Raw genomic sequence first — 25,400 nt, 5'->3', positions numbered from 1 at the left:
GTTTCTATTAATAAAGAAAACAACCTTGATGGTTGTTTTTAAATTAAATTATCCTTGAATTAAAGCTGTGTCAATCATGGTTTGTTTGATTGCTTGAATAGCTTGTTCTTCATCATTTCCATCAGCTTGAATAGTTACTTCAGTTCCAGTTTTAATAGCCATTGCCATTACGTTCATAATTGATTTTAAATTACCTTGTTTTTCACCAGCCATAATTGTAATGTGTGAACTAAATTTTGAAGCTTCTTTAGCTAAAACTGAAGCTGGTCTAGCATGTAAACCTACTTTGTCTGTAATAATAGCTGAAAACTTTGCCATTATTTTTATCCTCCTAAAATTTAACAATAATATTATACCATTCTTATTTATACCATATCAAAATATTATAACTTACTTAATGCCGAATTATTGGCCGCTATCATCATAACTCCATAACTAGAATCATTAAAAGAAATTTGTAGTTGATCATTTATGATTTTAGTTACTATTCCTTTACCAAATAATGTGTGAACTACTTGATCTCCAACATTATATAAATTATGTTGTTTTAAAGTGTCATTAATTCTACTTGGTGTATAAGTATAAGAATTTGAATCATGAATTTGATCATCTAAAAAACTAGATTCAAAATCATATAAATCTTTATCAAGTTCATTTATAAACTTACTTGGTTTTAATTCAGATTGACTAATGTATGAATAATCACCTTTAACATAAGTTAAAAATAGTTCTTCTTTTGCTCTAGTTAAAGCAACATATAAAGCTCGTCTTTCTTCTTCTAATTCATTAATTTTTGTTTCTGATAATCTTGATGGAAAAATATCTTTATTTAATCCAACAATAAACACAACTTTATTTTCTAATCCTTTTGCAGCATGTATAGTTAATAAAGAAACTTTATCAATTTGTTCAGCTTCATCAATATCACTAGTTAAAGCTTCTTCTTGTAAAAAAGCAATTAATTTATTTTCTTCACCATAATATTTAGGATCAAATTCATCATCAAATCTTTTTAATTGATCATATAAAGCATTAATATTATCTAAATCATCTTGCTGATTTTTAATTTTTAATTTATCTTCATATCCTGATTGAGTCAATAAATATTTTAAAATTTCTTCAATGTTTGTATTATCTAAATACAACTCATGAGCTTTTTTAAACACCTCAACTAGTTCATCTAAATTTTTAGTAATTGTATGTAATAAATCTTTATTTTCATTTGTAATTAAATCAAAAATGCTTAGTTCATTTACAGTTGCAAAATTAATAATTTTTTCAATTGTCATATTTCCAATTTTTGGTAATAAACTTAAAACCCTTTGGCAAGATAGTTTATCTTTAATAGATATCATTTTTAAAAACGCCATAGCATCTTTAATTACTTTTCTTTCTCTAAACTTAATTCCACCAATTAATTGAAAAGGGATTTTTTTATTAGTTAGTTCTTTTTCAAAATCTTGAGATCAAGCATTCATTCTATATAGAATAAAAATATCTTTATAATGATAACCTTGTTTTATTAGTTCTTTAATTTTAGATGCAACATAACTAGCTTCACTAACTCTAGTTTTGCATTCTTTTAAAACAACTTTTTTACCTGATTTATTGTTTGTAAAAATCTCTTTTTGTTCTCTATGCTTGTTGTTTTTAATAAAGCTATTTGAAATATCTAGAATTTGTTTTGTTGATCTATAATTTTGATTTAAAACAATACTAATAGCATTAGTATATGTTTTATTAAAGTTTAAAATAATATCTAATTTAGCTCCTCTTCAAGAATAAATAGTTTGATCTGGATCACCAACTACAGTTAAATGATTAGTATTAATTGTTAAAAATTTAATTAAACTAAATTGAATATCATTAGTATCTTGAAACTCATCAACTAGTACGTAATCATAGCTGTTTTTTCATTTATTTAAAATATCTTCATTGTTTTTAAATAATTGATAAACATAAATTTGTAAATCATCAAAATCAATAGAATTATTTTCTAAAAGTGTATTTTGATACAATCTATAAATAGTTGCAAAGTTTTTATCAAACTGATTTGTAGCACTTAAAATTGCTTCACTTGGATCTACTGATTCTTCTTTTCATTGTTTAATTTTATAAAGAATTTTTTTATCAAAAGTCTTTTTATCATTTTCACTTAATTCTATATTTGATTCTTTTATAGCATTTTTAATTATTCTTTTTTGATCATCACTATCAATAATTAAAAACTTATCTTTTAACCCAATATGTTTTCCATCAATTCTTAAAACTTTAGAACATCAAGCATGAAAAGTAGAAATAAAAGGAGATTTATTTTCATTATTTGTGATTTGTAAAACACGCTCTTTCATTTCTTTAGCAGCTTTATTTGTAAAAGTTACAGCTAAGATTCTACTTGGATCTATATGTTGTTTTTCAATCAAATAAGCAATTTTAGTTGTAATTACTCTAGTTTTTCCACTACCAGCTCCAGCAATAATTCTTACTGGTTTATCTATATTTAAGACTGCTGCTAGTTGTTGAGGATTTAATAAATCTAACAAATTATCTACTGACATTTTTTCACCAATCTATTCTATTTATTATCATCTAAATTATCATTATCTAAGTTTTGTTTTAACTCATCTATAAATTCTAAATCAAAGTTACCTGGTTGTTCATTTAAAGAAATGTGTTTATCATTTCTAGTTAAAATATGATTTGAATTATCTTGTTTATTTTCTATTATTTTTTGTTTTTCAACTACTAATAATTTTAGTTTTATATCAATAAAAGATTGATGATTAGTTTGTAGTCTAATTGAAATCATTAATCCTAAAAATCAAAATAAAACTATAACTAATCCAATTTGATAAACAATTAAAGATAAAGAAATTCTTCAAGCTTGAGATTTTAAATAACTAGTTGGCAGTAAAAAAGCAAATATTAAAGTAAAAATAAATCCGATAAATAAAGGTATAAAAATAAATCAAATTTCTCTAATTAAAACTTGTTTAAATTTGATCTTATTACTAGTTAAACTTTTTAATTCAATTTTAAAAAGTTTTTTACAAACACTATTACCTTTTAACAAATAACTTAAAACAATAAAGTAAAAAAAAGACCATAAAAAAGACACTAAATACTTAGTGATCAAACTTATAATATCACCAGTTTTAGTTTTTCAAAATATTGACATTATAATTAGTGGAATTGAGCAAATTAATAAATCAAAAAGTCTAGCAAAAAAAACTTTTCATAAACTAGCTAATTTAAAGTTATTATTTTCTAGTTTAAATTCAGTTGTTTTACTAGTAATTAAAAAGTTATTCATTATCTTACTTTTTTAAGTTCACTGTATATAAAACGCTCAAAATCATTCATTCTTTGATTAAATCCTAAGTCTTTATTTTCTAAAAAGACTTTATTTTTATTAACAAATTTATTTACTTTATTTTGCACTTTGTTTTCAACAAAATTCAAGGCTTTTTTATATAAAACAGGGTTGTTATATTTTTCAATTAAATCTAAAAACTTATAACAAGTTTGATAATAATGAGCATAAGTTAATTGATCACTTAAAAACTTATATTTATTAATTTGTCTAAAGTGATTAATAATATGTGGTCATTGTCTTAATAAATCAAAAGCTGAATATTTCATTACTGAAATTCTATGTAATGATAAATGATCATCAAGAATATAACAAGTATTAGAATTAGATAAGAATTTATAAGTAAATAAAAGATCAAATCTTACTTTTCTTCTAAAAGTTAAATTATTTTGTCTAATAATATCTACTTTAAAAACTTTAGTATAAATAAGTCTTTGAATATAAGCAAAAACTTCATAATCTTTATTTAAATCATATAATTTATTACCTTCTAATAAGTTATATGAAATTTGGTCTTCAATTAAACCATTATAGTTTTGATTAAATTCAATTAAATCAGGATTATGTTTGTCTGATACTTTTTGAATTTCTTCAACAAAATTAGGATATAAAAAATCTCCTTCTTTTACAAAAACAACATATTTTGATGAAACTAGTTTCATTGCTAAATTTCAATCACTAGCTGTATCTTGTGGAATATTATTTTCACTTAAAATAATGTTAGTTGAATTATCAAAAATCTCTTTTATATATTGTCTTTTAGTACTATCTATGTTTTTAGAATCACTTATAATAATAGTCTGGTGTGAGCTATTAGTTTGATGTTTTATAGAATCAATAGTTGTTTTTAATCTATCTAAATGTGCTTGTGAAGCAATTATAAAAGACACTAGCATTTTTACACCAACTTTCTTATACTATTTATATTTTACACTATTTAAAAATTAAAAAATGAAACTTATTTTGTTGCTTATAAGTTTCATTTTTAGTGATTTATTAAATAAAAAATAGTATTGTGATAAAAAATTACATTAGTAATTAAAATAATATTTATATTGTCTTATTTTGCAGTATGAGATTCAAATTTAGGTTGATGTTTTTCAGTAAAATTCTTTTCGCCACCATTTGCAAATTTTTCTGCATGATTTACTTTTTTAACATTTCAATTAGTTAAATCTTGGTTAAATGCTTTTGCATTTTCAAACATTTGCTCCATAGATGCCACTTTTTGTGTATTTCAATTTGATATATTACTATTAAATGTATCTGTTTTACTAAACATACCTTTCATATTCTCAACTTTTGATACATCTCATCTTGATAAATCCTGGTTAAATTTCTTAGCACCTGAAAACATAACTTCCATATCTTCTACATTTTTTGTATTTCAGTCAGAAACGTTTCCATTAAAACTTTCTGCCTCTCAAAAAACACCTTTCATTGTTGTAACATTGGATATATCTCAAGAATTTAGATTTTGATTAAATTTTAAAGCCCCAGCAAAAGCTTCGGTCATATCAATAACATTAGAAACGTTTCAAGAATTAAGACTTTGGTCAAAATTTTTAGCATTTTCAAAAGTTTTTGTTAAAAATTTTATATTTTTTGTATCTCATTTATTTAAATTATCTATTTTAGTTGATTCTAAATCCTTGAATGATTCATTTAAAGAGTTGATTTTTAATGGTAAATGCAAAGGTACTTTTATTGTACTTTTATTAACTCTTGTTAATTTAATATTTTTTACTATTGTTTCCAATTCATAACCAATTTGTGTTATTTCATTACCGCTTTCGTTATATTTAGTTTGAACTTTGTTTTCTAAAACCGTATTTGGAGTAAGTGTTATTTGTTTGCCAAAATAATCTAATTTTATGTTGTTAATCGCTTTATGTTCATTATCCATTTTAAGATTAATATTCTTTTCAGATTCATCAGCTAATTTTAAATATTCTAAATGTTTAACATTATAATCACCTAAATACACTTTTAACTGATCAACAACATCTTGATATGTGTGAAAAGTTCCAAAAGCATCTTCTTGTTGTTTAAACACTTTTCTTAATGTATCAATAGCTGCCTTTTTTTCATATTCTGGTATTTCTATTTTAGGTAACGCTTCAGGAGCATCTTTAGACATATTTTCTGGTTTTTTATTCTTGTCTTTATTATCTTTACTAATATTATTTTTTATATCTTTATTACTATCTACTTTACGAGCACAACTAACTGCTAAAACACCAGTACTTAGTATAGTTAAACTACTTATTATTTTTAATAAGTGCTTCATTTTATATCCTTTCTTAAAGACAAAAAATACGAATTTAATTCGTATTTTTATTACACAATTATATTAACATTCAAATTAAAAAACTAGTCTAATAATTTTCTATGGTAGAAAATGGTATATATTCTGTTGGTATGAGCTACATTTTTAGAAAAAATTTGAATAAAATTATTTGATTTTAATTGTTTTCAGTACTTCTTCTGAGAATTTTGGTAGATTTTGATCTGGAATATTTGTTTCAGATCCCTTTCTAAAATCATTTGCAATAGTTACTTTTGATGGTTTTCAAGAACTTAGACTATGCTTAAATCCTTTTGAGTTTTGAAACATTTGTTTCATTGACGCAACACTAGATACATTTCAACTAGAAATATTTGAATTAAATAATATTGTATTGCTAAACATCCCTTCCATACTTTCCACATTAGAAGTATCTCATTTTGATAGATCTTGATTAAAATTAGTAGCACCACTAAACATACTTGACATATCTTCAACTTTTTTTACATTCCATTTAGATATATTACCATTAAAACTCTCAGCATCTCAAAATATTCCTTTCATTATTTTGGTGTTTGCTGTGTTTCAAGAGTTAAGACTTTTATTAAATTTTTTTGCTCCGGCAAACATATTTGTCATATCAAATACATTTGAAACATCTCAATTATTAATGTCCTGATCAAAATTTGTTGTATCACTAAATGTTTCAGTTAAATATCTTACATTAGTTATTTTTCATTTATCTAAATTTTCAATATGGCTAACCTCAGAACCTCTAAATGCATTATCTAGTGAAGTGATTTTTAAAGGTAAATGTAAAGGAACTTTTTTAGTTTTTTTGTCTATTTGTTTTATTTTTACATTCTTTAAAACATCTTGATATTCATATCCAATTTGTAATAATTGGGTCTTCGAACTATCATACTTGTCTATAACTTTATCTTTTAAAACTTTTTTAGGAGTAAAAATAGTTTCCTTGTCGAAAAAGGAAATTTTTATTTTATTTAAATTTCCATTGTTATCAACTACTAAATTTTTATTTTCATCATCCTTATTTGTTAATCTTAAATGTTCTAGGTGTTTAATCTTATTATCATTTAAATAAACCTTTATTTGTTCTAAAACTTCACCATACGTATGAAAACTACCAAAGGCTTCTTCTTGATCCTTAAAAACCTTTTCCAAAGCACTTATCATTTCTTGCTTTTCTTCTTCACTAACATTAATTTCTACTTTAGGTTGAGTAGCACTAGGATCTTCTTTAGGCTCACTAGAATTTGGTTCATCTTGAACCATACTGTCTAAATTATCATTTTTATTATTAAGACCATTATTTTTGTCTTTATTATCTCTACTAATATTATTTTTTATATCTTTATTATTATCTATTCTACGAGTACAACTAACTGCTAAAACACCAGTACTTAGTATAGTTAAACTACTTATTATTTTTAATAAGTGCTTCATTTTATATCCTTTCTTAAAGACAAAAAATACGAATTAAAATTCGTATTTTTATTACAAAATTATATTAACATTCAAATTAAAAACTAGTCTAATAATTTTTTATATTCACTATAACCTTTAGCATCCATTTCTTCTAAAGGAATAAATTCAATAGCAGCTCCATTAATACAATATCTTAATCCACCCATTTCTTTTGGTCCATCATTAAAAACATGACCTAAATGGTTATCACCAGTTTTTGATCTAACTTCAACTCTATGCATATTATGAGAATAATCAGCTTTATATTCTACAGCTTTACTATTAATTGGTGCAGCAAAACTTGGTCATCCACAACCAGCATTAAACTTAGTATTTGATGCAAATAACACTTCTCCAGTGATTTTTTCAACATAAATACCTTTTCTATGTTCATCATTAAATTCTGAAGTATGTGGTCTTTCTGTTGCTGAGTATTTTAAAACATTTAAGCTTAATTCATCTAAAGCTAATTCTTTTCTAATTAAATTAACAAATTCTTTTTCTTTTTCTGATAAATTAAAATCTACATTTAAATTAATATGGCAATAACCTGTTGGGTTTTTTTCTAAATAGTCTTGATGATAATCTTCAGCAGTCATATAGTTTTTTAATTCTTCTAATTCTACATAAAATTCATCATATTGTTTTTTATATTCAATAAATACTAATTCAATAACTTTTCTATCATTTATATCAGTATAATAAACACCAGTTCTATATTGTGTTCCAACATCATTTCCTTGTTTATTTAATGAATCTGGATGAATGATTCTAAAATAATGTACTAATAATTCTTCTAGTGATATTTGATTTGGATCATAAGTAACTTTAACTGTTTCAGCATGCATAGTTTTTGATAAACTATAGTATTTAGTTTTTTCACTAAGCCCATTAGCATAACCACTTTCAGCATCAATTACACCTTTTAATTTAGAAAAATAAGCTTCTACTCCTCAAAAACAACCACCAGCTAAATAAATCACTTTATTCATATTTTTTACTCCCTATTTTATATTGTTTTTATTTTAATATAAAAAACATAATTTTATTAACTTTAAATAAAAAACAAATCCTAAGATTTGTTTTTATCAATTATTATAATTTATTGACTTCTTTTACACTAAATGAAACTGTTCTATCATCTCTTAATTTATACATTAAGTTAGGGTTAGCATAACCTTTAGTTTTTTCAAATCCTAACATACTTAATCTAGGTAGATATAAAGGAATTTCATCTAACTTCATTGACTTATCTTCTTTACCAGTTTTAGGATCTACTTTATAAACTTGTCCATCAATTCCAAATTCAACTCCAATATTACCAATTTGAGAAAATGTTTTATTTGAAATATTAGCAGTATAAATTTGAACTCTTTTATCATCAAGTGGAGCTCTAGTTGTTTTAGAAGAAAAGTAATTTTCAGATAGGTAACTAGGTCTATTTGTATATAGATTAATATGAGCATGACTCATTCAACCACCATTAGATGCGTTGTTACCTAAATAACCAATAACTGTACCTTTTGAAACTTTTTTAGGATTTTGAGGAGTGACACTTTTTACAACTTTTACTGTTCTTTTGTCTCCTAATTGTGCAGTTTCAGCACTTCATCCTAGAGTTGCATTATTTAATGTTCTTTGAGCATCTAAATGTAAGAATGAAACATAAATATGATTTTTATTATCATTTAAATAAATTTCTTTTTCTTTAGGAGATCATGATAAGTTATCAACTGGAATTTTAGCAACTAACACTGTTCCTACACTTTCAAAAGGTACATTTGTTGTTAATTCATAAGCAGCAATAATTTCTCCATCATATGGCATGACAACAGGTTGGAAATCATTAGCAATATAATCTTCACCTATGTGCATAAATTTAGGAGTTTTTACTTTTTCTCCATAAAATCCTCTAGATCTAGCATATCCTCCAGAAAATAGTTCTGAATCAAATTGTTTAAAGAAATCTTTATTAATACTTTTTAAATTTTCTTGGGTTAATTTTTCAGTTGCAAAGTTAGGAGCTTGAATATTGTTTTTTGTAAATTCACTAGTATATAAATCTGTATATTTACCTACTCCGATTTTTTTGTGTAATTTAACTACATTATTTTCTGATTCATCAGTTAGAACTTTTAAAAGTAAACCTGAGTTTCTATAATCTGAAGTTTTATCAATTGATTCAACATTTATTTCTTTTATAAATTTTGATTGAGATTTTACTAATAAATTTGATTTATTTAACTGAGTAAAATCAGTATTAGTTTCAGTAAATTTAACTGTATTAACTTTAATTGATTCATCTAATTTTAATTGTTTTCAAAATGGATCTTTTTTATCAAATTCGAATTTAACTCAAACTGTAACACCAGCTTCAGTAGGGTTTTTATCACTATTATCTTTTACTGCTAATCTTACTTTTAAAAAACCTTCATTAATAGATAGACTAGGATCACTTAGATCAACATCTGTAATAGTCTTTTTAAACTCAATTTTTGAATCTTTATCTTTTGATAAAATATCAAATTCTTCAGTTTTAAGATCAAATAATGAACTTAATTGCGTTGAATTTAATTCGTGAATTCCTCATTCGTTAACTAGGCTTTTGATTTCTTCAGTTACTTGTTTAGTTTTAATAGAAAAATTATTTTTATTTTTTAGTTCAACTAATTTGTTAAAAATCGGTTTAATTTTTTCAACGTCTATTTTTTCTACAGCACTTGCTTTTACATTTTTAACTTTAAAATTAAAAGTTTGTTCTATAAATAAACCATCTTGATATTTAAAATTATTATGACTTATAAGTGGTAATTTAACTCTAATAGGAAAAATAATATCAAAGTTATTTCCATAATCTCTTGATATATTAGTATAATCAACTTCAAATTTTAATCTATTTAAAAAACTATCAGATAAATTAAATTTATCTTTAATAATTTCTTTAAATTTAACTTCATCAAATTTCATATATTTTGATGCATAGTTATTTTTCATTATATTGTTAAATTCAACAGTTTCTCCAGATGCACCTGGTGTTGTGAATTTAACTAATTCATCGCTATGATCGTGTTTAGTAAAATATTGATTAATTTCACTTAACATATTAATTTGATTATAGTTTTCAAATTCTTTTTTCTCATTTTCAGTTTTTAAACTATAGTTTAAATAAATTTTTTCTTTTAAGTTTTGAGTATTAGACATTGGATTTTTACAAGAAACTACAGCTAGTGCAGGAATAATTACTAGTGTTGATAGTAAAGGAATAAATAACTTCTTTTTTATCATAATATCTCCTAAAAAACTAAAATAACTTTAGTTTTTAATCTTAATTAGTATTTTTAAAAGACCTATAGTTATAGGAATAAAATTAGTAAATAATTTACTAACTAAATTTTAATACTTGAAAAAAACTAATATTTGAGAATAACATTTTTTAATATTTTTTATATTTAAAAAATAAAAAACAAATCATAAGATCTGTTTTTAGTTATTATGTTAATTTATTAACCTCTTTTACACTAAATGATACAGTTCTATTATCTCTTAGTTTATATACTAGATTAGGGTTAGCATAACCTAATCTTTTTTCAAATAAACCCATACTTAAGTTTGGTAAAAATAAAGCTAATTCATTTTGTATTGAGATCGGTTTTTTATCACTACCTATTTTTTCTATACCAGTAATAGGATCAACTTCGTTTATAGTAAAAGGTGGTTTTCCTGGATATTGGTGTAAACCAATATTTCCAAATTGTCTTCAAGTTTCTTTACCATTAATTTTTTGATGATATTGTTTAATTCTTTGTTCAGGTAATCCTTGAGAAGCCTTAGTTGAAAAGTAGTTTTCAGATAGATAACTAGGTCTATTTGTATATAGATTAATATGAGCATGACTCATTCAACCACCATTAGAAGCATTGTTACCTAAATAACCTATAACAGTATTTTTTGATACTTTTTGAGGTGAATCTGGTGTAACACTTCTAACAACTTGAATTGTTCTTGAACTTCCTAATTCAACTGTTTCTGATGATCATCCTAAATTTTGATTATTTAAAGTTCTTTGAGCATCTAAATGTAAAAATGACATATAAATATGATCTTTATTATCGTTTAGATAAATTTCTTTTTCTTTAGGAGTTCAGTCTAAATCAGAAACTTTTATTTTAACAACAACAACTGTTCCAACCCCAGTAAATGGAACTTTTGTAGTTAACTCATAAGCTCCTATAACCTCACCATCATATGGCATTAAAACAGGTTGAAAATCATTAGCAACATAATCTTCTCCAATATGCATAAATATTGGAGTTGTTATTTTAGGAGCATAAAATCCTCTTGATGAAGCATACCCACCAGAAAATAATTTAGAATCAAATTGTCTAAAAAAGTCTTTATTTACTGATTGTAAATTTTCTTGAGTTAATCTTTCAGTTGTAAAATATGGAGCTTGTATATTATTTTTAGTAAAGTCATTTGCATATAATAAACTATAGTTACCAACCCCAATTTTTTTATTTAATTCTAATTTTTTATTATCTTTTAATAAAACATCTAAAACTAATTTTGCATTTCTAAAATCAGATGATTTTTCTATTTTTTTAATATCAACATTTTTAACATCTTTATTAAAAATTTTAATTAGTAAATTGCTTTTAGTTAATGAAGAAAAATCAGTATTAGAAATTCCATATTTAATAGTATCAACTCTAATAACTTCATTTAGTTTAATGTTTTTTCAAAATTCATCATTTAAATCAAATTTGAATTTTATTAATTTAGTGATTCCTGCTTCAGCTGGTAATGCTTTTTCTTGAACTTTTCTTAGTTCCAAAGATTTTTTCTTAATTTCTTCAACTAATTTTTCAATTTGTTGCTTATTAGTTTCAGTTATTGATCCAGTTTTGTTATTTTTTTCTAATTTCTCTTTTTCTATAGCTAATTTCTTAATTTTAGTTTGAAGCTCATTTATTTTTTTAGTTTTTTCAGTTGAATCAAAACCTTCTTTAACAGCAAATCTTACTTTTAAATAACCTTCATCTAGTGCTAAATTTTTATCACTAAAATCAACTCCAAAAATTGTGCTTTTAAAAGTAAAATTAGAATTTTGAGATTTTAAATTATCAAATTCTGGTGTTTTAATATCAAACATACTTGATATTTGAGTTGAATTTAATTCATTAATTCCTCATAGATTAGCTTGCTTTTTAAGTTCATCAAAAATATTGTTTTTAACTGTAGCTGTAAAGTTATCATATTTAAGTTCTTTTAATTTATTAAAAATATCTTTTAATTCTTCGCCCGAAAAAGCTTCTTGAACTGAACTTTTTACATTTTTTAATCTAAATTTAATTATTTGTTCACTAAATAAACCAGATGCATAACTAGCTTTTTTATGATTTTCTAGTTCTCTTTTTATTCTAACTGGAAAAACAATATCAAAGTTATTACCATAATCTCTATCAATATTAGTGTAATCAACTTCTATTTGTAATTTGTTTAAATAAGCATCTGAAAGATTAAATCTTTCTTTAATAATTTGTTTAAATTTATCTTTATCAAACTTAACGTATTTAGCAGCATAATTATTTTTCATTAAACTATCTAAAGTTATATATTTATGTGATTCTTTGTTAACAAAACTTACTAATTCTTGATTGTGATCATTTTTTTCAAAATATTCATTGATTTCAGATAATATGTTTATTTGATTTTCTTTTTCAAAATCAAATATTTTATAAATTCCTTGTTCATTTTGAACTGTTTTACATCCTATAACAATAGAAGTTGAAACTACTGGTAGAATACAAAATATTGGAAGAATTAATTTCTTATAGTGTTTTTTATTTATCATAAAATCTCCTATGCTACTGAAACAACTACTCCAGTTTTCATTTTAATTAGTATGCTAATAAATCCTATAATTATAGGAATAATTATTGAAAACACTACTACTAAGAAAAATCTTAATAATTCAAATAAATATTGTTTTATATCTAAAGAACTTGGTGATTTTTTAAAAATAATATCTACTGTTTTAAAGATAATATCTATAAATGGAAATGCTAAATGAAATGAAAAGAATTCAAAAAATGAAGAAATAAATAATATAGTTCAAATAAACAACAATTCTATTAATATAATTGCAAATTGATCAAATCTATAAATAGCTATATCAATTGCTGATATAAAAGGTAGAACCGATATTAATAATGTAATAAAAACAAATTCTTTAATACTAAAACCTATTATTGTTAAATCAGAAGAACTTTTAAAAAACTCTCTAAAAGTTAAATTATTTAAAAACTGATATTCTATTTTTTTACTATTAGTTTTTTTAATACTATAAAATAGCAAATAAAACATTACTATGCTTAAAATAACTCCAATTAATTGTGCAGATAATATATAAAAAATACCATTATATAAAAAATGTCCCACAAGTTGATTATTTTCTTGACCTGATTTTCCAAACCCTATAAACACAGCTCTAAAAAAGACAATTAAAGGGTTTAAAAACGGTGCTATTGTAGTTTTTGCTCCAATTGAAGCAAATGCAAATGGTAAAAAGAAAGCCAAACTTGTAGCTATTGTAAAACTTGTTGATAAAAAGATTTTATTATGTTGTTTTTTTAATAGTATTGCTATTAGTTTAAATGTTAGAACTAAAAATACTAATAAAAACACAGCTAGAATTTCAAAACCAAAAACTGTTGGGTTAAAAAACGTTCTTAACGCTTCTCCTGGTGTATTTTTTTGTATCATATTAACCTTTCTTTTTTATTATAAATAAATAAATAAATTAATTAGAAAACTTATTTATTTCTTTATTAAAAATAAAAAGCAATAGCTTTAGCTATTGCTATAAAAAGTTTAGATCTTCCATTATGTTATAAACATATTCACTAAGTACTTCAGTTTTTTTCAATAATTTCAAAATCTCAATTGTCATAATTAGAAACTGACATAACATTTTTCTTTTCGAGTTTATCTAAATAACTACCATTAAGTATTCTTCATTTTGAATCTTTATAACTACTTTTTTTTATTTGAAAAGAATCATTACCTAGTGATGAGTTTGAATCAGAATTTATATATACTAAGTTACCTATTTGATTAAGATACTCTTTATGTTTCTCATTAATATCTTCTTGATTATTAGTAATATTTTTCAAATCTTCTATTCAATCCTTACTTAAGTTTTGAGGCATAATGTGTTCAACAGTTGGTATAATTTTGTCTCCCATAATGTTGTCATAATGTTTTTTTCTTTTTCTAATGATATTTGAATTATATAAGCAAGAGAATATGATATTCATGGAGTTGTTATTTGGGCTTTGCAAGAATCTAAAAAATCTTTTTTTGATGGAGTGTTAAAAATTACTCCATCACGAGTTGAATTATCATTAGACTGACTTTCAAGTCATATTTTTATTTCTTCAGGTTTTTTATTGTGTTTTATCATATCAATAAATTCATATGTTAAATCAAATAATGATAAACGACTATCTTTATGAACACTAATAACTTTAATAATATGTGATGAAAATACTTTTATGTATTTAATAACATTTGCTTTAGAACTTTTATCTTGCTCTTCTCATTTATATGCTTGAAGAGAATAATATTTATCATATAAATAAAACACTAAAGGAAAGTGAATATCTTTATTTCTAATTGCTATAAGCCATTCATTTGAACCAATATCATTAAAATTTTCTGGAAATTTTAATTTTATGTACAATTGTAAAAAGCCATTTAGTTGTTGTATGAATTTTTTATAAGTTTCTTTAGTTGTTATTTTTTGTTCTAAATGATTAAAAACAAAATCTTTAAAGTATTTAAATAATGCATAACGTTTAGTTGATTTGCTAAATTTATAAAATAAAGAATCATTATTGTTCTTTGTTTTATCCATTTTACACCATTTAAAACGTAAGTAATTATTTAAAAAATCTTCTATATATTCCTCAGTTTTACCCTCGTCTTTTTTATCTAATTTGTGTTTTAAAAAGTCAGTTATTTTTTTCTGAAATTTATCTAGTTTTTTTCTGTTGAATAACCTGGAGTATTATGTGATATTAAAAAATTTTTTATAAGGTCAAAATCACTTAAAGGTTTTCCTTTAGAGTTTAGGTCTTCAAAAATTGTCATTTCTTCTTCAGGTTTAGTTCTATATTCTAGTAAGCAGAACACAAATTTTTTAAGAAAAACATTTAAAAATGTTTCAAATATTATTAATCAATAATTTTCATAAATGCATCAACAATTTGTTCACTTCTTTTTTGAATTTCTTCAAATCCTCACTTATTATATGAAGTAATTGGTTCAATTTTATATTCTTGTAAAAATACATTTCCGTTAATTAGTGGGGCTGAAGCCATACGATAAACTTTAGATTTTTTATGATCAAATGAATAGTTTTTTAATTCTGAATTTTTACCAAGATCAATAAAACACAAATTACCAATTTGATTTAAATAAAATTCATGCTTATTTCTAACTTCTTGTTCTGTTATGTTTTCATTATCTGATAAATATTGGATTCATTCACTACTTAATTTTTGAGGCATTATATGTTCTAAGGTTGTTTTTTTAGTATGACTAATATTTTCATTACTTCTGTTTAAAATAGTAGTTTGTACAACATCAATAACACTTTTTGAAACTCATTTAGTTGTATCTTTAATATGTAAAAGTGACTCTTTAACTTGTTGATAGTCAGGTGTTTTAGCAAAATTATGTTTTTCAGTATTGCTGTTATCTTTTAAGATATTAGATAATTTTTGAACAGTCATTTCTTCATTTTGAACTATTTGTTTTTCAAATCATAAGCAAAATTCAGTAAGTGATTGTCCTGTTCCTTGATAGGCTAATAATTTGATGATATGACAAGAAAACACTTTCATATAATCAATGATTATTGATTCTACAGGTCATTCTTCACTATTGTTATCAAATTTTGAAAATTTAGTAAATAAAGCAAATAATAAACTAATATAAACATTTTTTTGCTCAATTACTCTTATTCATAAATTATTTCCTATATGACTATCTTTTTCTGGATTAGTAATAGTTAAATATAAAAGAAGATATTTTTTTAGTTCTTTTAAACTATCAGTTAGACTTATATTTTTTTCTTTTTTTAGTTCTAGGTATTTTTTAAAATTCTTATAAATTTCATATGATGGATAATCATTAAATTTGTTTTTTAAATATCATTTTAAAAAGACAGTAAAAAAATCTTTGATGGTTTTATCTACTTTACTTTCCTTTACTTTTGACCCAACAATATTTCTAACATATCTATCATATTGCATTAGATTTTCTGATGGTTTTTTATTTTGATCAACTAACATTATGAAATTTTTTATCAAATCTAGATCATCTAAAAGAGCTCCTTTGGAATTCAGATTTTCAAAAATTGTCATTTCTTCAAAAGGATCTTTAACAGGATATAGTAATGAAGAAAACACAAAATTATTTAAAAAAGTATCAAGTAAACTTCTATACTCATCAACCTTATAATTTTTAGGGATTAAAAAATTTCTTATAATATTATAGTTTTCTTCTATTTTTTTATATTTAAAATTTATTTCATCACTATTAGGTTCATTTCCTGTATAAAAGGCAATAATTTTATTAATGTCTTGTGAAATTTTTAAGCTGTCTTCGTCTGGTTCATCTGAGTATTTTTCAAAATTAAATTCTTTTAATTTTAATTCTTCTTTTTTAAAAACAGATTCTTCTAAATTATTAGAGTTTATAATTATTTGTCTATTAAGAAAATGAATTAATAAAAGTGAGGTAGTTAGTCTTTGTTGTCCATCAATAATTCTATGTTTTAAGATATTTGGATTATTAACATCAGTTGGTTCAGTTGATTCAGTAATAGTTCCAAAAAAATGTTGACGCTTATCTTTATTTCTTTCTAATAAGTCATTTAAAAGTGAAACAATATTTTCTTTACTTCAACAATATTCTCTTTGATATGAAGGTATCTCTATTATTTCTAAATATGAGAACATTTGCTTAATAGTTCTAGCTAAAATAGTTATTGAATTATTTTGCATAATCATTTTCCTTTTTAATAAAGTCCCCCGAACCCCATATTCCGGACTAAAAATCCAGGAAGTGGGGTTTTTATATGGCTAAATGAAGCTTAGAAAAAAAATTAAAAATTGTCAAAGAAGCTAAAAGACTTAATGTTAAAAATAGCACCTATTTGGCAGACAGGCATAATGTCTCGGCTAATACTTTAAAGGGTTGAATTTACAAATATGAAATGTTTGGAATAGAAGCGCTTACCCACAAGAAAACAAAACCTCATTATAGTTTGGAAGCAAAACAAGAAATAGTATTATATAAACTTAAAACTAAAGAATCATACAGGGAAGTTGCAAAAAAATTTAATATTATACATTCATCAACTATAGCTGGTTGAGTTAAAAAGTATAAAGAAAATGGAATTTTAGGGTTAAATAATAATATAGGAAGACCTAAAAAATTATGAAAAACTCTAAGAAAAAACCAGTTAAAAAAAAGAAAACAAAAATAACAACTAATAATGAAGATAGAATAAAACAATTAGAAGAAGAAGTTGAATACTACAAATTAGAGGTTGAATTCTGAAAAAAGTTAAACACCTTGTTGACAGAAGAAGAATCAACAAGGAAAAAACAAAAGTAATTTTAGAAATGCTAAAAACTCACAAAAAAGCTAAAGTTTCTATTCTTTTAAAAATAGCAAAATTACCTAAATCCTCTTTTTATGAATGAAAAAGAAATTAGAAAATTCAATAGATAAGGATATGGAATTAAAAATATAATTGTTGATATATTCAACAAATCATTTGAAAGATATGGCTATAGACGGCTAAAAATGACCTTAAAATCAATGGGATATGTTGTGAATCACAAAAAAATTTTAAGGCTAACTAAAGAACTTGGTATTCAGTGTGTCAAATTTAGAACAAAGAACAGAAGATATAGTTCTTATAAAGGAACTGTTGGGAAAATCGCAGACAATGTTTTAAAAGAAATTTTTCTTCAACAAAAGCAAACAGAGTTTGATGTACTGATGTAACAGAGTTTAAAGTTAATGGTCAAAAACTATATCTGTCACCAATTATTGATCTTTATAACAGTGAAATTATTTCATATTCAATTCAATCTAGACCTAACTTAAACCTAACTAATTCAATGCTAAAAAAAGCGCTTAAGAAGGTTAAAAATACAAATGGTTTAGTAATTCATTCTGATCAAGGATTTCATTATCAGCACATGAGTTGAGTAAGTACGCTAGAAGAAAATAACATAATACAAAGTATGTCTAGAAAAGGTAATTGCTTAGATAATGCTATTATAGAAAATTTTTTTGGTTTATTAAAACAAGAAATTTATTATGGTGAGAAATACAATTCAATAGAAGATTTAACTAAAGCAATACATAAATATATTTATTGGTTCAACAATATAAGAATAAAAGAAAAATTAAAAGGATTGTCTCCTGTACAATTCAGAAAACAATCCTGTTATAATATTGAAAATTTTTAGTCCGTGTTTAAGGTAGCGGGGGGGAAGTCATAAGTCTTTATTTTTTCTAGACAATAAATTATTAAGTCAATATCCATACAAATTTGTTTTTCTCAAGATGAAGTTTCAACGATCAAATTTTTAAGTTCTACACCAGAACTTCTTTTACCTTTTAATTCAAAATCTTCATGATTATTTTTGTTAATAATATTTAAATTAAATAGAAATGTAATTATTCTACTTTGTCTAAGTATAGAAATATCTTTATTAGAACTTTTTAAAAACATATTGTCTATAATTTCTTTGTTTGTTAATTCTTTTTTAATTATTCTATAAGTACCATTTACATTTTCAATATAACCAAAAGCACATAAAGTTAAACAAAATTGATCATAAGTAGAGTGACTTTTAAAGGCATCTATTATTTTCTCATTTTCATCATAAACATAAATTTTATTATTAGTATTATTACTTGGAGAAGTAAAAAATGAATTAGTTTTAGTATATTTGTCTTTAAACGTTTTCAAATAAGAATTAGCATTAGTTCCAACCTTGTGAAACACAGCATTTTTTACAATTTCTTTAAATTCCATAATTATTTGCTTTTATTTAACTTCATTTTTATTTGAACAATAATATCTTTAACTAATTCACTTGGAATTGAACTTCTTTTTGAATAACTTCCCCTTGCCATATGATCATTATTTCCTTTGTTTCTAGACTTTAATAAGTCAAGCTTTATATTACTTTTAAAAATGGTTGGTTTTAAAGAAAAATCAATATCATAAGATGAGTAATAAGTTTTATTTTCAAAAAAGTTCTCATGAAAATCTCAATGGTGTTTTTGAAATTCTCAAGTTTTACTTGTTGCTGGGTTTTCTATAACTCAAACTTTAGGCTTAAATGTTTGTATTATGTGAATAGTAGCTCCAATTGTACTAATTCCTAGTATTCTACCAACTTCTTTTTGTAAAAATAATCTTCTTTTAACAGGATGAGCAGTTTTATTATATTCATCATAGTATTTTTTATTTCTTATCTCTCAAACTGAAGTATCACTTTCAACTTTTTTTGAAGAAGTAGATATTTTAGCAAACATTTTACCACCACAATCAGCTCCGCTTCAACTCTCACAAGGTGGAGAAGCTAGAATAATGTCTGGTTTTTCTAATTCTTTTAATTGATTTATCAAGTTAAAGTTAAGTAAAGATAGATCAATCTGTTTATATTTATAGTTTTCTGATTCTTTAAACTTTATTTTATTAGGATCATTTATTCCGATTGAATAGACAATAAATTCATTATCAAAGTATTTTTTAATCGCTTTTTGATAACTACTTTCAGCATCATCATATAAAGCTCAAACTACATATTTAGATATTAGTTTTTCATTTAGTAGAGAATTTTTGCTATCTTTAATTTTATTTTCCACAGCAAAAAACCTCCATATTACCTATAGAGTTAATGATATATATATATATATGCAAGCAAATAGCATAAAATGGTTAAATTTATCCGACTAAATTAGCTCTTATACTTATGAAATTTCAATAAAACTAAGCATTAAAATAATTTGTAATAACTATTTAAACAAAATAAAAAATTCCCTTAAAATCTAAGGGAATTTTTACTATTATTTAAAATTATAGTTTATTAAAATATCTAGTTTCTAATTTTTTTATTAACATATCTTGCTATTAAATTAATAGCTAATATAGCAAATGTACCAATTCATAAGTAACTCATCGCTAATCTTGGATAAAATGCTCTAGTATCTAAATACTTAGTAATTAAATGACCAATATATAATTTATCACTAGCTAAAATATAATAAGTAATTGATGCTCTAAATATAAGTTCGAAATAAAAAATTGACAATGAGATAAATTCAATTTTAATTGCAGGCAAGACATACTTTAAAAATATTTGATTATTACTATATCCTTGTATTTTTAAATTATTAATAATTTGAATATTTAAATTATCAACTACTTCAACTAGCTGTTTTGCTTTACTTGAAGCTTGATGTAAACTTACAACAATAATTACTAATGTTAAAACATTACTAAATACTGGATTAAATACATAAAAATAAACTATAGTTGGTATTAATCTAATTAATACATTTAAACTTCTAAAAATGATTACAACAAATAAATTATTTAACTTTAATGATTGTAATCTAATACCTATAAGTGTAATAACAATACAAATAAACATACTTACAATTGTAAATTGCAGTGAGTTTCAAATTAAAAGAACAGGGTTATTTTCAATATTTTTATTAAAGATACTAAAACTAGCAAAATTAGGATTTAATAAGTCTTTAAAAAACGATTTAACATAATCTAAGTTAAATAAATAAATTGGAATTTTTATAAAAGTAATAATACTAATAATAGTTAAACTAATAAAAATTAAACTAATAATTATTTTATTAAAGTTTAGTTTTTTAGATAAACGTGTATAGTATTCTAATTTAGTTTCATTTTTTTGTTTATAAACTTTTGATCTAGCTTCAACTAGATACTTTTTAAACAAGTAGTTTAAAAGCTCTAAGAACAATATAAAGCCCATTAATACTAATAAAGGTATACCTAGTTGGTCAAAATGAGCAGTGTTTTCACTACCATAAACTATTAATCTACCAATTCCTGGTAAACTTAAAGCTGCTAAAAGTGATGCTCATCTAATGTTTGATTCAAAAGAAAAGATAAATAAAGCAATTACTCTATTTTTAATTCTTGGATAGATTTCTTTAAAAAATGCTTTAAACTTTGAATTACCTTGACTAATTGATATGTAATATGCTTGTAGATCAAATGAGTTTAGCATATCAATATAGTATTTATGTAATCACAACCAAGTAAATCAAATATAAACTAATAATAAACTTAATTCATTTCTAAAAGTAGAAGTTATTAGTGTAATAAAGATCAATTCAGGCGTACTTCTTAAAATTAAAATAAATCCACTTATTAGATAAGATAAAAATTTATTATTTACTTTACTAAATGATAAAAAACTAGTAATTATTGCTAATATAAAACCAATAAAAGTACCTGTTAAAGCTAATTTGATCGTTACTCATAATAATCCTAGTGTATCTAAAAACAAGTTAGTATATTCATTTGAAATACGACTAGTATCTAAAAAGTTTTTATTTTCAAATCTAAATAATAAAATCAGCTTTTTAGTTACTTGATAAAAGTTTTCAAAATTAATTAAACTAGCTTGATTATAAAAACATCAACCTACTAGTAATAAAACTAAAATTATTAAAAGATGAAAATAAATTGGGTGAAACTTTCAACTTGTTTTTGTATTAGTAGTTCTATTAACATAACGATATCTAAAGAAATTAGATTCTTTAACTAGAAATGGCTTTTTATTATTCTGTCTAATTGCCATTGTTTTATATCCTTAGTTGGTTTATCAAATACAATTTTTTTATTATTAATTGCAATTACTCTATCAAAATATCTTTTAACTAAACTTAAATCATGAATATTTACTAAAATAGTTTTATTTTGTTTTGAGATATTTCTAAGTAATTTAAGTACTTCGATACTAGTTTTTTTGTCTAAGTTACTTGTTGGTTCATCAGCTAAAATTAGCTCTACATCTTTAATTAGTAGCTTTGCAATTTCTACACGTTGTTGTTGACCACCTGATAGTTCACTTACTTTAAAAAAAGCTTTATCTAAAATGTTTAATTCATCTAATTTTTCAAAAATTGCTATTTTTTGTTTTCTTGTTAATAAGCTAAAAAATTTATAAAATTTATTTTTGTATTTACTAGTTGATCTAATAATGTTGTTATAAACATTATCTGTATAAATAAGATTTGGAGTTTGAGTTAGAAAACCTATTTTTGAAATGAAATTTCTTTTTTGTTTTTTATTAAATTTTAGAACGTCTTGATCAAAGACTTTTACTTGACCTTTTACTGGTTTTAATGAATTAACTATTACTTTAAATAAAGTACTTTTTCCAACTCCAGATGGACCAATTATAGCAACTAGTTCGCCTTGAAAAACATCTAGATTAATGTTTTCTAGAACTATATCGCTTTTATTATTATATTGAATTGATATTTCTTTTAAATCTATAACTTTATTCATCTATATTATTATTTTTGTTTTTCAATAGCAGGAATTTGTTTTACTAAATCTTGTGTTGATTCAGCTTGAACTTGTAATTTTACTAATGTTTCAAATAAGTCCATATTTAATGGCATAAATTTATTATATCCTGTATAAATACCATAAGTATTTTCAGTTAATGTTAATGAATTTAATGCTTTTGAAAGAAGTTCAACTTGTTTGTCTGATAAACCTTTTCTTGCTAAAACAACATCATAACCAGCAGGATTTGTCATTGTTAAAGTTCTAATTATTGAACCATTTTTATCTTGCATACCATTTGTAACTGGAGCAGCAGGGGTGGTTGCAGTAGAAGTGGATGCAGCAGTCATCATAGCTTTTCCGCTCATTGACATTGTCATTGTCATTGTTTTTATACTTGATACAAAATCAGTTGGTTTAAATTTTTCTCCCTTTTCTTTAGATCTAGTTCAGTTGTATGAACCTTCATCATCAAATCCAATTAGAGGTGTAACATCTGAATTATTTTGTTTTTTTCCTAATTGTTTAGCTGCAGAAGACCCTTTACCTTTGATTATAAATTTTTGATATGCAGGATTTTTTTCAAGATCATTTTTAATTTCTTCTATAGTTTTACCAAAGTGGCGTGCAAATAATGCTACTTGATATTTATATGCTCCGGCACTACTTGTTTTTTCAAAAACAATACCATTTTTAATAAATTCGTCTCAATTTTTGTTTTCTCATTGACCAATTATTTTTTTACGTTGTTCTTCTTTTCCTGCAATTAGAACGGCACCACGGTATACATAAGTTAATTCATCTTTTTTATAAAAATTAGTGTATTTTGAACCATCAAATTCTAATTTTGTTCCACTATTTTCTTTTTCTTTAGCATATCAATCAGGGTATTCACCATATTCAGTTCATTTTTTATTATTTTCTTCTGCTAGTTTACGCAATGAATCATCTGATTTTCCATCCTTATAAAAAGTATTGTCATCTGACTGTCAACTAAATCTTAAAGTGGCTGCTTGTGAAACTAATTTAAATGGCAAGTCTTTTTTTAAAGATTTTGCACTAGCATCTCAAACATTATTTAGATAGTATGAATAGTTAGCAATATAAACATCATTATCTCTATCGTTTTTTTCTAATTTTGAAAAATAGCTTTTCTTATCATCATCAACTTTTATTTCAAATTTAACATCTTTAAATTTTTTAGTTTCTTCATCTTTATTTTTTAATTCGTTAAATCTTTCACCTAATAATTGAAGAAATTTGTTACTCAATTCACCTTCTGAAACAACTTTTCCATTTTCATCGATTTTTTTTAAAAACCCATCATTAACTCAAGCATTGTTGATTGTAATAGTTGTATCTCATTTATCAGTAGGATTTTGACAAGCAACAACAAATGAACCAATTGAAGCTATAGAAACTGCTGATAGCATTGTTCCTAAAGCTACTTTTAACTTGTTTGTGTACATATTTATCTCCTTTTTAAAATAAGGGAAAAATAAAAGGTTATGCCTATTATTTTAAATAAAGGGCATAACCTGTAAAAAATCTAGCCACGCATGAATTACCATGATCTGCTAATAGGTATAATCTCAGCCTTTTACAGCACCCTTATTTGTTTTAATTATACTTTAATAGATTAAATAATAAAATAAATTATAATAATTCAAATATTTTAAAAAATAAGTGCTAAAAAACTAATTATCTATATTAAACTCTTTTGGTATTTCTTCTTTTAAAACGTGTTTAAAAATATATTCTCCAACTCCACCTTGATCTGCAGTTAAACTAGTTATATCATCAGCTGCATTTTTAACAATATCAAGTTTTGCATTTTTCATAGCAACACCTTTTCCTGCAAACTTGATTGCTTCTAAATCATTTTCTCCATCACCAAAAAATAAAATTTCTTCAGGTTTTATATTTAATTCTTTTGCAACATATTCTAATCCATAACCTTTATTAACACCAATTGGATTAATTTCTATATTTTCTTTTGCATTTGTAACATAACTAAAAGAAAAAGCACTAAAACCTAAATCTTCAATTTTTTTTCTCATTTCTCTCATATTTTGCTTTTTTCCAAAACAAATATATTTAGTGATTTTTGATTCTAATTTTTTATAAGGACTATAAATCTTAACTTGTCTTTGAGCTCTTTTTTTCATTCATCAAAAAAACACTGAAAGACCTTTGTTTTTATAAGCAATATTTTCATCAATTGTATAACAAAAAGCATGAGCTTTATGTTGTTTAATTAAACTAAAGATTTGATCAACTTGTTTATCTGTAAAGTTTTTTGTATATCTAATCTTGACACTACCATCTTTTTCATAACTAAAAACTTGACCACCATTTTGACCAATAAAAGGTATAGAAGTATTTAAAAGATCTAATTGATTTGCAATAAATCTAGTTGTAGTTATAGTTCTTCCAGTTGCTATAACAATTTTTATACCTTTATCTTTTGCTTTTTTTAAAGCTAATTTAGTTAGTTCATGAATTCCATGTTTTCTAGAATAAACTGTTCCATCAATATCAATAGCGATTAATTTATACATAAAAACTCCTATTTCTAATTATTTTAATTA

General features: G+C 23.6%; 20 protein-coding genes and 1 pseudogene. 1 reads left to right on the top strand and 20 read right to left on the bottom strand.

Annotation, left to right across the window (positions count from 1 at the left end; all coding sequences use genetic code 4):
• Positions 1 to 48 precede the first annotated feature (48 nt).
• From D500_RS00955 to D500_RS00890, 14 genes are all read right to left on the bottom strand, one after another.
• Positions 49 to 318 (bottom strand): HPr family phosphocarrier protein, encoded by a 270-nt coding sequence (locus tag D500_RS00955; RefSeq protein ID WP_008362571.1) that lies wholly within the window; start codon positions 316 to 318, stop codon positions 49 to 51.
• Positions 319 to 383: 65 nt separating this feature from the next.
• Complete coding sequence (locus D500_RS00950; protein ID WP_008362574.1) at positions 384 to 2,558, bottom strand: ATP-dependent helicase; 2,175 nt, start codon at positions 2,556 to 2,558, stop codon at positions 384 to 386.
• A gap of 17 nt (positions 2,559 to 2,575) precedes the next feature.
• On the bottom strand, positions 2,576 to 3,313 hold the full coding sequence (locus tag D500_RS00945) for an RDD family protein (RefSeq protein ID WP_008362575.1): 738 nt from the start codon (positions 3,311 to 3,313) through the stop codon (positions 2,576 to 2,578).
• The gene (locus tag D500_RS00940) at positions 3,313 to 4,269 is read right to left on the bottom strand and encodes a glycosyltransferase family A protein (RefSeq protein ID WP_008362577.1); all 957 of its coding nucleotides are present in this window, start codon (positions 4,267 to 4,269) and stop codon (positions 3,313 to 3,315) included. Before D500_RS00940 ends, D500_RS00945 begins: the two co-directional genes overlap by 1 nt.
• Before the next feature lie 164 nt (positions 4,270 to 4,433).
• Positions 4,434 to 5,663, bottom strand: coding sequence for a BspA family leucine-rich repeat surface protein (locus D500_RS00935; protein ID WP_008362579.1), 1,230 nt, complete (start codon positions 5,661 to 5,663; stop codon positions 4,434 to 4,436).
• Between the two features lie 165 nt (positions 5,664 to 5,828).
• Positions 5,829 to 7,127, bottom strand: coding sequence for a BspA family leucine-rich repeat surface protein (locus D500_RS00930; protein ID WP_008362581.1), 1,299 nt, complete (start codon positions 7,125 to 7,127; stop codon positions 5,829 to 5,831).
• Positions 7,128 to 7,210: 83 nt separating this feature from the next.
• Positions 7,211 to 8,140: a peptide-methionine (R)-S-oxide reductase MsrB gene (msrB, locus tag D500_RS00925; RefSeq protein WP_008362583.1), complete on the bottom strand. Its 930-nt coding sequence runs from the start codon at positions 8,138 to 8,140 to the stop codon at positions 7,211 to 7,213.
• A gap of 103 nt (positions 8,141 to 8,243) precedes the next feature.
• Positions 8,244 to 10,433: an MSC_0775 family lipoprotein gene (locus tag D500_RS00920; protein WP_008362585.1), complete on the bottom strand. Its 2,190-nt coding sequence runs from the start codon at positions 10,431 to 10,433 to the stop codon at positions 8,244 to 8,246.
• A gap of 205 nt (positions 10,434 to 10,638) precedes the next feature.
• Complete coding sequence (locus D500_RS00915; protein ID WP_008362588.1) at positions 10,639 to 13,002, bottom strand: MSC_0775 family lipoprotein; 2,364 nt, start codon at positions 13,000 to 13,002, stop codon at positions 10,639 to 10,641.
• Between the two features lie 8 nt (positions 13,003 to 13,010).
• Positions 13,011 to 13,913 (bottom strand): MAG4940 family membrane protein, encoded by a 903-nt coding sequence (locus D500_RS00910; protein WP_008362590.1) that lies wholly within the window; start codon positions 13,911 to 13,913, stop codon positions 13,011 to 13,013.
• 140 nt (positions 13,914 to 14,053) lie between these two features.
• Complete coding sequence (locus tag D500_RS00905) at positions 14,054 to 14,395, bottom strand: HNH endonuclease family protein (protein WP_008362592.1); 342 nt, start codon at positions 14,393 to 14,395, stop codon at positions 14,054 to 14,056.
• Positions 14,344 to 15,066, bottom strand: a complete 723-nt coding sequence (locus D500_RS00900; RefSeq protein WP_008362594.1) for a hypothetical protein — start codon at positions 15,064 to 15,066, stop codon at positions 14,344 to 14,346. The genes D500_RS00905 and D500_RS00900 overlap by 52 nt, the downstream gene beginning before the upstream one ends.
• A 122-nt stretch (positions 15,067 to 15,188) precedes the next feature.
• Positions 15,189 to 15,344 (bottom strand): hypothetical protein, encoded by a 156-nt coding sequence (locus D500_RS00895; RefSeq protein WP_195886724.1) that lies wholly within the window; start codon positions 15,342 to 15,344, stop codon positions 15,189 to 15,191.
• 41 nt (positions 15,345 to 15,385) lie between these two features.
• A complete protein-coding gene (locus D500_RS00890; protein ID WP_008362596.1) occupies positions 15,386 to 17,221 on the bottom strand; it encodes a DUF262 domain-containing protein in 1,836 nt (611 codons plus the stop codon).
• Between the two features lie 74 nt (positions 17,222 to 17,295).
• On the opposite strand from D500_RS00890, the pseudogene D500_RS00885 reads away from it, so the two are divergent.
• Positions 17,296 to 18,703 (top strand): annotated as a pseudogene (locus tag D500_RS00885) (IS3 family transposase).
• Here the strand turns inward: D500_RS00885 and D500_RS00880 are convergent.
• The 6 genes from D500_RS00880 to D500_RS00855 all read right to left on the bottom strand — a co-directional run bounded on the left by D500_RS00880 (position 18,700) and on the right by D500_RS00855 (position 25,370).
• Complete coding sequence (locus D500_RS00880) at positions 18,700 to 19,275, bottom strand: hypothetical protein (protein WP_008364109.1); 576 nt, start codon at positions 19,273 to 19,275, stop codon at positions 18,700 to 18,702. The pseudogene D500_RS00885 and the gene D500_RS00880 overlap by 4 nt on opposite strands.
• 2 nt (positions 19,276 to 19,277) lie before the next feature.
• The gene (locus D500_RS00875; RefSeq protein ID WP_008364111.1) at positions 19,278 to 20,114 is read right to left on the bottom strand and encodes a hypothetical protein; all 837 of its coding nucleotides are present in this window, start codon (positions 20,112 to 20,114) and stop codon (positions 19,278 to 19,280) included.
• 230 nt (positions 20,115 to 20,344) lie between these two features.
• Positions 20,345 to 22,093 carry an ABC transporter permease subunit gene (locus D500_RS00870; RefSeq protein WP_008364114.1) on the bottom strand — a complete coding sequence of 583 codons (1,749 nt, stop codon included), beginning with the start codon at positions 22,091 to 22,093 and terminating at the stop codon, positions 20,345 to 20,347.
• Positions 22,057 to 22,806: a phosphonate ABC transporter ATP-binding protein gene (locus D500_RS00865; RefSeq protein ID WP_008364116.1), complete on the bottom strand. Its 750-nt coding sequence runs from the start codon at positions 22,804 to 22,806 to the stop codon at positions 22,057 to 22,059. Before D500_RS00865 ends, D500_RS00870 begins: the two co-directional genes overlap by 37 nt.
• Positions 22,807 to 22,814: 8 nt before the next feature.
• Positions 22,815 to 24,278 carry an ABC transporter thiamine pyrophosphate-binding lipoprotein p37/Cypl gene (gene cypl, locus D500_RS00860; protein ID WP_008364117.1) on the bottom strand — a complete coding sequence of 488 codons (1,464 nt, stop codon included), beginning with the start codon at positions 24,276 to 24,278 and terminating at the stop codon, positions 22,815 to 22,817.
• 228 nt (positions 24,279 to 24,506) lie between these two features.
• Positions 24,507 to 25,370: an HAD family hydrolase gene (locus D500_RS00855; RefSeq protein ID WP_008364119.1), complete on the bottom strand. Its 864-nt coding sequence runs from the start codon at positions 25,368 to 25,370 to the stop codon at positions 24,507 to 24,509.
• Positions 25,371 to 25,400 lie beyond the last annotated feature (30 nt).

It is taken from the genome of Mycoplasma feriruminatoris, assembly GCF_000327395.2.
GTDB lineage: Bacteria > Bacillota_I > Bacilli_A > Mycoplasmatales > Mycoplasmataceae > Mycoplasma > Mycoplasma feriruminatoris.
The sequence above is the reverse complement of the archived record's forward strand: the minus strand, read 5'-3'. Positions and strand labels throughout refer to the sequence as shown.